Annotated in this window: 8 protein-coding genes; 2 read left to right on the top strand and 6 right to left on the bottom strand. The window is 43.7% G+C overall.

Annotated features, from left to right (window positions below; translation table 11 throughout):
• Nucleotides 1-90: 90 nt before the first annotated feature.
• Together psaA and QUB80_RS29205 are read right to left on the bottom strand one after the other, a co-directional pair.
• The gene (gene psaA / locus QUB80_RS29210) at nucleotides 91-2,457 is read right to left on the bottom strand and encodes a photosystem I core protein PsaA (RefSeq protein ID WP_289792954.1); all 2,367 of its coding nucleotides are present in this window, start codon (nucleotides 2,455-2,457) and stop codon (nucleotides 91-93) included.
• Nucleotides 2,458-2,641: 184 nt separating this feature from the next.
• Complete coding sequence (locus QUB80_RS29205) at nucleotides 2,642-3,025, bottom strand: response regulator (RefSeq protein ID WP_289792953.1); 384 nt, start codon at nucleotides 3,023-3,025, stop codon at nucleotides 2,642-2,644.
• Between the two features lie 402 nt (nucleotides 3,026-3,427).
• On the opposite strand from QUB80_RS29205, the gene QUB80_RS29200 reads away from it, so the two are divergent.
• Complete coding sequence (locus QUB80_RS29200; RefSeq protein WP_289792952.1) at nucleotides 3,428-4,903, top strand: GH1 family beta-glucosidase; 1,476 nt, start codon at nucleotides 3,428-3,430, stop codon at nucleotides 4,901-4,903.
• Nucleotides 4,904-4,964: 61 nt separating this feature from the next.
• On the opposite strand, the gene QUB80_RS29195 is transcribed toward QUB80_RS29200, so the two are convergent.
• The 4 genes from QUB80_RS29195 to QUB80_RS29180 form a co-directional block, all read right to left on the bottom strand.
• On the bottom strand, nucleotides 4,965-5,396 hold the full coding sequence (locus QUB80_RS29195) for a response regulator (RefSeq protein ID WP_289792951.1): 432 nt from the start codon (nucleotides 5,394-5,396) through the stop codon (nucleotides 4,965-4,967).
• Between the two features lies 1 nt (nucleotide 5,397).
• Nucleotides 5,398-6,579 (bottom strand): RNA-guided endonuclease InsQ/TnpB family protein, encoded by a 1,182-nt coding sequence (locus QUB80_RS29190; RefSeq protein WP_289792950.1) that lies wholly within the window; start codon nucleotides 6,577-6,579, stop codon nucleotides 5,398-5,400.
• Nucleotides 6,580-6,671: 92 nt separating this feature from the next.
• Entirely contained in the window at nucleotides 6,672-9,338 is a 2,667-nt protein-coding gene (locus tag QUB80_RS29185; RefSeq protein WP_289792985.1) for an ATP-binding protein, read from the bottom strand.
• Nucleotides 9,325-10,488: a response regulator gene (locus tag QUB80_RS29180; RefSeq protein ID WP_289792949.1), complete on the bottom strand. Its 1,164-nt coding sequence runs from the start codon at nucleotides 10,486-10,488 to the stop codon at nucleotides 9,325-9,327. The genes QUB80_RS29185 and QUB80_RS29180 overlap by 14 nt, the downstream gene beginning before the upstream one ends.
• Before the next feature lie 936 nt (nucleotides 10,489-11,424).
• Between QUB80_RS29180 and QUB80_RS29175 the strand changes: the two genes are divergently transcribed.
• The gene (locus QUB80_RS29175) at nucleotides 11,425-12,555 is read left to right on the top strand and encodes a photosynthetic reaction center family protein (RefSeq protein ID WP_289792948.1); all 1,131 of its coding nucleotides are present in this window, start codon (nucleotides 11,425-11,427) and stop codon (nucleotides 12,553-12,555) included.
• Nucleotides 12,556-12,568: the final 13 nt, after the last annotated feature.

Below are 12,568 nucleotides of genomic sequence, written 5' to 3'. Positions count from 1 at the left end.
TTTAGATAGCCGTTTTGCTTGTCAATTTATTGTTTTTGTCATTAGTCATTAGTTCTTTGTCATTTGCGAATCACTAATGACTAATAACTACTATCCAAGTGCTGTCATTCGTGCTAGGAAGAAAGCCCAAGTAGTAACAATTCCTCCTAAAAGGTAATGAGCAACTCCTACAGCCCGACCGTGAACGATGCTCAAAGCACGAGGTTGAATAGCTGGGGCAACTTTCAACTTATTGTGCGCCCAAACTATCGATTCAATCAGTTCTTGCCAGTAGCCACGACCACTGAATAAGAACATCAGACTAAAGCCAAAGACGAAGTGTCCGCCCAGGAACATTAAACCGTAAGCCGAAAGTGATGTATTGTACGATGTGATCACCTGTTGTGATTGCGCCCAAAGAAAATCACGCAACCAGCCGTTATTCGTAATTGACGAAGTCGCAAAGTTGCCACCAGTGATGTGAGTAACCACCCCATCTGCTCCCACCGTCCCCCAGACATCTGACTGCATCTTCCAGAAGAAGTGGAAAATCACCATACTCAGAGAGTTGTACATCCAAAATAGACCCAGGAAGACATGATCCCAAGCCGATACCTGACAAGTACCACCCCGTCCCGGCCCGTCGCAGGGGAAGCGGAAGCCTAAATTAGCTTTATCTGGAACTAAACGAGAACTGCGGGCAAATAAAACCCCTTTCAGCAGTACGAGAACAGTGACGTGAATTGTGAAGGCGTGAATGTGGTGAATTAAGAAATCTGCTGTACCCAAGGTAATGGGCATCATTGCCACTTTCCCAGCCACAGCCACTACACCACCACCGAAAGCATAGCTGACAGGCTCGTGCAAATTAGGAGCTGCGGTTCCCAATCCTGTTAGTTCCAGATTTCGCAAGCCGCCGAAAGCATGACCCAAAGGTGCAGCAACTTGAAGAGCTGGATTACCTATAGTCATTGTATGGATGTGTTGCAACCACTGGGCAAATACTGGCTGTAGTTGAATTCCCGTATCCGAGAACATATCTTGAGGACGACCAAAAGCCCGCATCGTGTCATTGTGACAATACATAGCAAAGCTATGGAAGCCAAGGAACTGACACACCCAAACCAGGTGAGAAATAATTGCATCCCGATGGCGTAGTACCCGATCCAGCACATTATTGTAATTTTCTTCTGGTTCGTAGTCCCGTACCATGTAAATCGCTGCGTGGGCTGCCGCCCCAACTATCAGGAAACCCCCAATCCACACATGATGAGTGAACAGAGATACCACAGTTGCATAGTCGGTTGCCAAATAGGGATAGGGCGGCATCGCATACATATGATGGGCGATGATAATGCTCAAAGAACCCAACATTGCCAAATTAATTGACAGTTGAGCGTGCCAGGAAGTCGTCAGAACTTCAAATAGACCCTTATGACCGACAGGCCCGATAAAGCTCAAGAATGGCAGCATATTAGGAGTTCTGGCATCATCCAGCATTTCTTTGATGCTGTGACCGATACCCCAATTGGTACGATACATATGACCGGCAACGATGAACATTACCGCGATCGCCAAATGATGATGTGCAACATCTGTTAACCACAAGCCGCCTGTGACAGGGTTAAGACCACCCTTAAAAGTGAGGAAGTCAGCAAAATGCCCCCACTGCAAGGTGAAGAAAGGCAATACACCCTTCACAAAGCCCCAATCTACACGGGGATACAACTCGTTCATCAAACTGGGATTCAAGATGAACTCGTGCGGCAAGGGAATATCCTCAAGAGCTACTCCAGCATCCAACAGCTTGTTAGTTGGTAAAGAAACATGAATGAGGTGTCCCGTCCAGCCCAACGAACCCAAACCCAAAAGCCCAGCTAAGTGATGATTTAACATCGACTGGGTATTTTGGAACCATTCCAGTTTGGGAGCACGTTTGTGATAGTGGAACCAACCAGCAAACAGCATCAGCGCTGCCATTACCAAGCCACCAATTGCAGTGCAATACAACTGGAATGTATTAGTAAAACCAGCAGCACGCCACATTTGGAAAAGCCCAGATGTGATTTGAATGCCGTAGAAACCACCACCCATATCTCCATTCAAAATTTCTTGGCCAAATATGGGCCAAACAACTTGAGCGCTGGGTTTAATACTAGTTGGGTTTGTCATCCAAGCCTCAAAATTGGAAAAGCGAGCACCATGAAAATACATCCCGCTTAACCAAAGAAATACCACCGCTAGATGTCCAAAATGGGCAGCAAAAATCTTGCGCGATATATCTTCTAAATCGCTAGTATGAGTATCGAAATCGTGGGCGTTAGCATGTAAGTTCCAAATCCAGGTTGTGGTTTTGGCACCTTTGGCAAGGGTGCGGTCAAAGTGTCCTGGTTGCGACCACTTCTGAAAAGAAGTTGCTACTGGATCGTTATCAACTACAACCCTCGCCTCTTGCTCTCGCTCTGGCGTAAGAGTCATTGAACTCTCCCTCTTCTATTAAAGAAATGAGAACTTTGCTCTACTCAAAGTAGTTGTATTTAAGTTTGTTGTTAGTTGTTCGTTGGGGGATTAACTATTAGCTACATAACCCTTGGAGTAGAGAATAAGCAAAAAAAATGAAGAACTGATGAAGGAAGCTAGTTTTTAACAAAATATTACATTTTTAATATTTCCAATTTAGTATTTCAGCTACTTGTTGAGCCAGAGTCATTAAATCAAAAGGTTTAGCGATCGCAGCCCTCACCCCAAGTTTTACCATCTGGGATATCTCTCCATTCACTAACGTTGTTAATAAAATTACAGGGATATGATAGGTTACAGGGTTGCTCTGCAACTGTTGCAAGGTTACAGATAAATCCTGTTCGCAGACGAATGCGTCCACATCCATGAGGATGACATCGAGTTTCTCTGTCTCAGTTTTAACAATCGCTTCATAACTGGATGCTGTTGTCAGCACTTCCCAACCTGCCTCTGTTTCTAAGCAAAGCTGGGTTAACTCCCGAATAACGTTTTCATTTTCAATTAGTAAAATGCGCCGGGTTATCACTGCTAAGATTTACCTTTCTGCCTCAAATTAGCTGGCAGATATACAATTCCAGCTTCTTGTAGAGTAGGCAAAAAATCTGAATAATCAATGAAGAGAGTCAGCCTTTTGGAGCATTTACCTATAGAAATTTAGTTTCACACCAACCTTGCCAAAATCTGTACAATAAATGGTTGGGTCTGCAATTAAAAGTTTTTACTCGTTGGAGACAAAAAACATGACCCCGTTAGAATTTCAGGATTTCCACGTTGCAACTAAGTGTATAACAAAACATCTGCTTATACAGGGTAAGTACCGAGAATACTTTGTAATCACTGAGACTATTGACAACATTGATTGCAACATAACATTAGCACCTAAATCTGATACCAAACTTCAGGTAAGTTATGCACAGGAGATGTTTTTATGAATAGGCGGCAACTGATGCAGACTGCGTTGGGCGGTTTAGCCGCCGCAATTCCAGTGAAAGTGGCGGGTGAGGAAGGGAGCGGGGTATTAAAGACTGTAAAGCCCAAACCTGCCACTGCAAACGACGCCCGCAGTTTTCCGAAAGGATTTGTCTGGGGAACCGCTACCTCAGCCTACCAGATTGAAGGCGCTGTTAAGGAAGATGGTCGCGGCGTATCTATTTGGGATCGGTTTGCACACACACCTGGCAAGATATTTGATGGAAGTAACGCGGATGTTGCCGTAGACCACTATCATCGGTACAAAGAAGACGTGCAGTTGATGAAGGCGATGGGGACGAAGGCGTACCGCTTTTCCATCGCCTGGCCCCGTATATTCCCAGAGGGCAGGGGCAAGGTGAATCCAAAGGGTCTCGATTTTTACAATCGTCTCGTAGATGAACTACTCGCCAACGGTATCGAACCATTTCCGTCCCTCTATCACTGGGATTTGCCTCAGACTTTGCAAGAGCGATATGGTGGTTGGGAATCTCGCGAAACTGCTCTGGCGTTTGCCGATTACGCGGGTTACGTCACCGAAAAACTGAGCGATCGCGTCCAACGCTTTTTCACACTCAACGAAATCCGCACGTTCGTAGATCGGGGACACGAATCCGGCATCCTCGCACCAGGATTTAAACTGCCGCCTGCCCGATTGAATCAGGTTAGGCATCATGCAATTCTCGCCCATGGTCTCGCAGTTCAGGCGATTCGCGCCAAGGCGCGTCGGGGAACCAAAGTGGGGCCAGCAGAAAACATCTTCGCTGTCGTACCCATCATTGAGACACCAGAACATATCAAGGCGACCGAGATTGCCATGCGCGAGCTGAATGCAGGTTATTTGACCGCCATGCTAGAAGGTCGTTATACCGATGCGTATCTCAAAGCGGCAGGAGCGGATGCACCCAAATTCACCTCCGAAGACTTGAAAGCCATCGCTTCCCCGATAGATTTCGTCGGCATCAATATCTATACGCCGGATTATTACATCAGTGCTAGTAACAAACCTCCTGGTTATCAATCCCTTCCGTTCAACAAATCTCACCCACGAATGGTTTCGTCCTGGCATCGGCTCGGCCCGGAAACGCTATATTGGGCACCACGTCTTTTGCAGAAACTGTGGAATGTGAAGGAAATTTACATCACCGAGAATGGATGCGCTACCAGCGACGAAGTGGCTAAAGACGGCCAAGTATATGATAGCGATCGCATTATGTTCTTGCGTAGTTACTTGACGCAACTGCAACGTGCAACCTCTGAAGGAGCGCCCGTGCGCGGCTATTTCCTCTGGAGTTTGCTGGACAACTTTGAGTGGGTTGCTGGTTACGCCCAACGCTTCGGAGCGATCTATGTGGATTATACGACGCTGAAACGCACGCCGAAATTAAGCGCATCGTTCTATCGAGAAGTAATCGCTCGAAACAGTGTGATGTAACGGGTGCAGTTTCCGACGTCAGGAAGGTTGGCAACGTTACTAGCTACTACACGCAATAAACTCACACCGACTTACCAACCAATGCCTGTAGCACTTGATCGGATAAGGTAAAAGGATCGTAGGGCTTGGTAATGACTGCCGCGATCTTGAGTTGAGTAAACTGACGTTGTTCGGCAGCTTGTGCTTTTGCTGTGAGCAAAATTACCGGAATATTCTTAGTTTGAGGATTTTTCTGGAGGTTTTGCAAGGTTGTCAACCCATCCATATCTGGCATCATTACATCTAAGAGAATGACATCAGGTTGTTCGGCAGCAGCTTTGATTAAACCTTCTCTACCGGAAACTGCTGTTAGAACTTCCCATTCGCCAGCTATCTCCAAACACATCTGTGTAGTTTCTCGGATATCCTGTTCATCATCAATAATCAAAATACGTTTTTTGACAACTCCTCGTCCGATTGGATCGGGGATTCTTGGTTCATCGGGATAACTCATGCTACTTGCCCTCCCCAAAATTCACTGCGATGTGCCCCACCGCTGTATACCCACGTTGCAAAACTACCTGAGCAGCAGCTACATCTCGATTGGTTTCATACCCGCATTCAGGGCATTTGTGAACACGCTCTGACAATAATTTCTTACCAGTATGTGTTTGACACCGTGGGCAGGTTTGACTCGTCCCATTTGCATCCACTTTGGCAAAGAACTTATCTCGCTTCAAACAAACATGGCTGAGAATACTGAGGAACTGCCCAAACCCTGCATCAAGCGTGTGTTTGCATAGTATCCCGGCTGACATTGCTTTCAGGTTCAAATCTTCAGCAAATATCATTCCAGCGCGATCGCACAATTGATGGGCAGTTTTAAAATGAAAGTCTTTACGTGTATTCGAGATGTATTCGTGGTGTTTGGCAATCCGGTGTTGCAATTGATGCGATTTCCTGGAACCCTTGTTTTTACGCTTCAGTTGACGCTGCAGCAATTTCAGCTTGCGTTGCCCATCCACAAAAAATCGAGGTCTAGCAATCAATTGTCCATCGGAAGTTGCTAAAAAATGTCCCAGCCCTAAATCAATTCCCAATCCATGCCCAGAAGGTGAAGGTTGAGGCACATCAACATCAAGCTGCAAAGTGAGCATGGCGTAGTATCCAGACGCTCTTTTGACAACACGAATTTGCTTGACTTCAAACCCTTCAGGAATAGAACGCGATAGATGCAGTTTTACCCACCCAATCTTAGGTAGGTTGACTTCATCGTTCCCGTCATCTCTGCGCATCACCTCCAAGTTCAATTGAGGAAACACTATGGAGCGCATCCGCTTCTTGAAGCGAGGGAATCCATGCCCACGTTCCCACATCGCAACAAACGTCGCTTCTAATTGCCGTAGCACTTGCTGCAATACATGGGTGTGAGGCAGTTTTAATTCAGGAGATTTCTTCTTTGCTTGAGCTAATGACTTGCATTGCCGCGCAAAGGTTGGTCGTGGTGTATCAGGAGAAATAATATACTCGTGCTTGATACTGCACGAATTGAGTTCGCACTTACGAGAATTACCCCAATCCTTTCGCTCACGTAACGCAAAGTTGTAAACCTTGCAACAAATCTTTAGCCAAAGGTCTAGTGTTTCGCGTTGCGCGTCGGTGGGAATGAGCTTGTACTCATAAGTTAGATTCAGCATACAACCATGATAAAACCAGTCTGAATAAATAGGTATGCGTTTATTCAAAAAAATCCATGTTGAAGAAAAGCCGATCATTTAACTACTAATCGCTAACTAATAGGTAAGGTGAAATAGAAGGTGCTACCCTTCCCTAAACTGCTCTCTGCCCAGATTTTGCCTCCATGCTGTTGGATGATACTGCGACAAATCGCCAATCCCAAACCAGTACCGCCTTGATGACGAGAGTTAGAAGCATCGACTTGCTGAAAGCGGTCAAAAATTGTCTCTAGTTTATCTTCAGGAATACCTCGCCCTTGGTCTTTGATTTGGAATAACAAATAGGAGCTAGCAGAAGTAGTAAATTTATTTTCTTCCCCACCCCCCGCTTTCCTCTCTTCTCCTTCTTGTTGAAGTTCAACACTCAGCCATACAGTGCTACCTGGAGGCGAAAATTTAATGGCGTTGCTGAGTAAGTTAGTAATTGTCTGGATGATGCGGTCTGGATCTGCCCATAATTGCACCGATGCTGGTGTCAGTTCTAGATGAATTTCTGCTTTCTCAGCCATTGCTCGCATTTCATCCACAGCCTGAATCATCAAGTCTGCGGCGTTACAAGTCTGTTTGTGCATCGTCACTTTGCCTGAATTGATGCGCTCAATATCAAGGATGTCATTGATCAAACGCACTAAACGGTTGGTGTTATCAAAGGCAATTTCTAACATCCGCTGACTTTTTTCGGGTTGATTGTTTAAGGAACCTCGCGCCAACAAACCTAAAGCACTGCGAATTGAAGTTAGAGGTGTTCGCAATTCATGGCTAACAACAGAGACAAATTCATCCTTCATCCGTTCTATTATTTGTCGTTCGGTAATATCCTTAAAAATAACTACAGCACCGACAATTGTTTTTTGTTCTCGAATCGGTGTAGAGACATACTCGACTGGAAATTTTGAGCCATCGCGACGGTAAAATATATCGTCAGTAATATGTTGTACTGTCCCATCTTGTAAGGTGGCATAGATGGGATTGTCTTCAAAAAAATAACGGATACCGTCGGGTCGAGAATGCTTAACAATTTCGTGCATAAACAGATTAATTAGTTCTTTGACTGTATATCCCAGCATTCTTGCTGCTGCTGGATTGACGAAAGTGATTTTGCCCTGACAATTTAAACCGTAAATTCCCTCGCCAGCTGAATTTAAAATTAACTCGCTTTGCCGACTGAGGCGTTCTAGTGAGGCTTGTGTTTGCTTGCGATCGCGAAGTGCGCGTTCTCGTTCGCTAATTTCTTGCAACAATCGCCGATTGGCTCTTCGTAACTCTGCTGTTCGTTCGTGGACTCGTTGCTCTAATTCGGCATTCAATGCAGAAATTTTTTTCTCAGCCTGCTTGCGCTCTTCGATATCGCACTGCAAGTCAGCATTGAGAGCATGAACTTGCTGATACAGTTGATATTGATGAATTGCCATGGCAAAGTGGCTAGCCAAAGCTTGGGCAAGTTCAATTTCTGTGGCTTGCCATGGTTGGGCTTGACCCCGCTTCAATTCTCGCCATGTCTCAAAGGATATAATCGGATACAGATGTCTTTGATCGTTGCGGTCTGGTCGTCGCGCCCAGATAGTTTCTATGTCAATTTCATCACGAAAAATACTTAAGTAACCCAAAAAATGCTGTCGATACTGCAAGCCAATAATCAGTAAACTGCGAATTCCAGCCCCCAAAAACATCTGCGCTAAATCTGATTGCAGTGCCGCTTGATACAAATCATCAACAGCCCAAACTTGCTTTCCCTCTGCAGCAGTTGCTTCCATTCTTAACCATTCTCGCCAGCTAGGATGTTCTTCGAGGAAATCGGGAACTGGAGAAGCGGGAAAAGATGAAGAATTGATTGCTTCCCTTTGTTGTGCTTGTTCCTTTCTCTTGTTGTTGTCTTTAACAGCAGAAATCGGCTGTTTACCAGTAGTGAACAACTGTGTTTTCTCAGCAGGGTTTTGGGGTGTGATACAAATTCTGCCGCCCGCACCTTGTAGGGCTGATACAGTTAACTCTAGTGCTTGTTGCAGTTGCATCTCAGTCATAGAGTGTAGCAGCTTGGCAACACGATTAATTGTGGCTTCTTGTTGGGCTTGAAGGCGGCTTTGCTCTAAGAGGATGGCTTGAGCGATCGCTATTGATAATTGATCTGCTACTAGCTGCACTACCTGTAATTCTTGCTCTGTGACTTGACGTGGCAAACTATGATGGGAAACTAACAAACCCCATAAATGCTCACGATGCAAAATTGGCACAACTAAAGAAGATTGCACTCCCATTGAGGTGAGGTATTTTACATGACAAGAATCTACTGCTCGAAACCGAATGTCATGTTTGAGTTCGATAGATTCTTCAGCTTCTGGAACCGGACTCAGTCCAATTTGTTGCGCTGCTACATCTACAATTGAACGCTGACGAGCCAACACAAATAACTCACGAGCTTCAGATGGGATATCCTCAGCCGGGAAGTGTTGCCCTAACAAGGATGGTAAGCGTTCTTCGTTCACAGACTCTGCTACAACTTCACCACTACCATCTGTATCAAATCGATATATTTTAACGCGGTCAGTCTCCAAAAATCCACGGATTTCGGCAACAGTTACTGACAGTATTGCTGGCAATTCTACAGATTGACGAATGCGATTCATCATCCGATGTAGCAAAACTTCCAAGGAAGTGATTTGCTTTTCACCAGCATTGCTAGTGTCATTTAACGCCTTTGAATGGGGATTATTCGATGGCATCATCTAAAACATCATGGCGAAGTATTTTCTCTAGTTCTGCAAACGCAGGCTGCTGTATTTCTTGCTTCAAGGCTATAACCAAATCGCACAAATGTAGCACTTGATTTTGATTAATGCTCATTTGCGATCGCAACATCAGTTCAACTTCAAAAGCCAAACGCGAACCTTTGCTAAAACCAAAGATGCCCAAAGCTCCCGCCAGTTTATGTGCTGCTTGTTGTGCTTTTTGTCTTAATTCGTCTCCCAGGTTGTTTTCTAGTAATGCTGCGGTGGCTTGCTCTAAAATCATGATGCGATCGCAACTCTTAACTTTTAGCTTCTCCCATAATTTAGTTAAGGCTGCTTTTGTTTGTTGTATACCATTATGTAAATCTTGAGTCTCATAACATAAATCTCCTGCCTGTTGTTTTGTATTCGATTTCGCGCCATTTAATCTGTGATTTTCTTTTGTCTTTTGTGACAATTTTTGAGAAGATGTAAATACTTTCAAGCGATAACCTAAACCATACACCGTTTCAATAAAATCACTTTCCGCTCCTGCTTGTTTAAGTTTTTGACGCAAACCTTTGATATGAGCCGTAACTGTATCCTCTTGGGGGGCTTCTTCTGTGGCCCACAAGTGTTCTAAAATGTCGCTGCGGCTAAAAACTTGATGTCCGTTGCGAAGAAAAAGCTCTAGCAAACGATATTCCTTGGGAGTTAAATTGAGGAGATTAGTGTTATAACTAACTTCACATTTACTAGGATCGAGACGCAGGTTTTCCCATTCCAAAACCGTTTGGATAGGTGAATTCCGCCGTCGCAATAAAACCCGAATTCGAGCTAATAATTCTGACATATCAAAAGGTTTAACAAGATAATCATCCGCTCCAGCATCTAATCCCATCACTTTATGAGTGCTAGAATTTTGCGCTGTTAATAGCAGCACAGGAGCCTGATAATTATGAGAACGTAACCTTTGACAAAGCTGAATACCGTCCAACTTCGGTAGCATCACATCCAATAAAATTAAGTCATAGTTGAAAGCTTCTACAAGCTCCCAGCCCAATTCTCCATCATTTGCAATATCGACAACATAATGGTGATTCCCAAGGATCTTTTCTAGAGTATCCGCAATGCACTCGTCATCTTCTACTAGTAAAAGTCTCATGAAATATCGCCCTATTAGTAATCGGAATATATGGAATTACACGCTTGGGTTTTTGACTTTAACAGTTACCAGTTATCAGTTACCAGTTATCAATTTTTTCACTTTTTCACTGTTTACTGATTTAACAATTTCTACGCCGATTGCTCAAGCGTGATATTCGCAATTAATTCAGTTGACTTTTCTGTTCATTTTGTGATGATGTTAAATAAAGAATTGAAGAGAAAGATAAACAGGGAATACTCACCTTTTTATCTTTCATTTTTTAACAAGCAGCGTTTCAGAATTGCCATGCGATCGCTCCACAATCTTTGGAAAAGCGAGGACTACAAAATGAAAGTATGTTGTTAAAATGCGTCAGCTACAAATTGATTCGGAGATAACCGCCAAAAAATCAAAATTAGGGGAATCAAAAAATTTGGTTAATAAAAAAATAACTGATTGCTCACAACAAATGTTACTAGCATTGTCCCATTCTAGAAGAACTGAGCGACTAAGTGTATTTTGTTTGAGATTAACACTCATTATTAACAGATATCTCATAAACTTAGTTACTTAGCTTTAATATTTTTTACTTTTCTTTACTTATTTTTATAAATTCTAGAGTACTTTTTTACAGTTCCCCGACTTCTCTAAGAAGTCGGGGAACTCGTTTTCTAGCGTGTCAAGGCAAAGTCACCACTAAGGTTCTGATTGCGAACCACTATCTAAAACCTGCTCAAATTAACTTATCGACAAGTAGTTAGTAAAGTTTTGTAAAGATTACTTATTTCTTCATTAGTTCTTCATGTTTTTTCACTATTGTGCTTTTCATAAATCTTGAACAATATTTTCGTCGTAGCTGATGAAGGTTTGACTGCAAACATATAGCCCATCGCCTCCAGTGTGAGAGTGCGCTGCGATGGAAACTCCTGCCCATTCCGTAAGGATGTATTAAGTATGAAGCTAGAGTCAGATCATGTAATTGCAACCTCAGATAGTAGCGATTACACTTCTGAGCCAACAGCAAACAAACTCTCAAAAAGACGCAAAAAAGTTAATTATTGGGAAAAATTTTGTTCATGGGTTACCAGCACAGAAAACAGATTATACGTTGGCTGGTTTGGTGTGTTGATGATTCCTTGCGTCTTAACAGCAGCGACTGTTTTTATCATCGCCATCATCGCCGCTCCTCCTGTAGACATGGATGGAATAGGTGCGCCAATTTCCGGTTCAATACTTTCTGGAAATAACATTATCACTGCTGCTGTTGTACCAACATCGGCTGCAATTGGTCTGCATTTTTATCCTATTTGGGAAGCTGCTTCTATAGATGAGTGGCTTTACAATGGCGGGCCATATCAACTGATTGTGCTGCATTTTTTGATTGGCATCATCGCCTATCAAGATCGGGAATGGGAATTGAGTTACCGTTTGGGAATGCGTCCGTGGGTTTCTTTAGCATTTACCGCCCCCGTCGCCGCATCCGTTTCAGTGCTGTTAATTTATCCAGTTGGACAAGGTAGTTTATCTGCGGGAATGCCTTTAGGAATATCTGGCACATTTCACTTTATGTTGCAGTTTCAAGCAGACCACAACATCTTGATGAGTCCTTTGCATCAGTTAGGAGTGATTGGGGTTTTAGGTGGTGCTTTTGCAGCTGCAATGCATGGTTCCTTAGTCACATCTACCCTAATTCGCAGTCACAATCACAGCGAGTCTGAATCAATTAACAAAGGATATAAACTTGGTCAACAACACCCAACCTATAGTTTTAGGTCTGCCCAAGTTTACCTATGGCACTTGATATGGCAGCGTGTTAGTTTTCCTAACTCTCGCAAATTGCACTTCTTTTTGGCAGCTTTACCAGTAGCAGGAATTTGGTCTGCGGCTTTAGGTGTAGACATCGCTGCCTTTGACTTTGACTACTTGCAATTTCATCAGCCTGAGCTCAAAAGCCAAGGGCAGATTATTCACACTTGGGCAGACACAATTGATTGGGCTTCTTTAGGGATAAAAATTTTAGATGAACGCCATATTTATGACTTCCCTGAAAACTTAACAGCAGGTGAAGTAGTGCCTTGGAAGTAGGCATCTTGAATTT

The organism is Chlorogloeopsis sp. ULAP01, from assembly GCF_030381805.1.
Lineage (GTDB): Bacteria > Cyanobacteriota > Cyanobacteriia > Cyanobacteriales > Nostocaceae > Chlorogloeopsis.
Note: the sequence above shows the minus strand (reverse complement) of the source record. Positions and strands in the feature narration are given on the sequence as shown.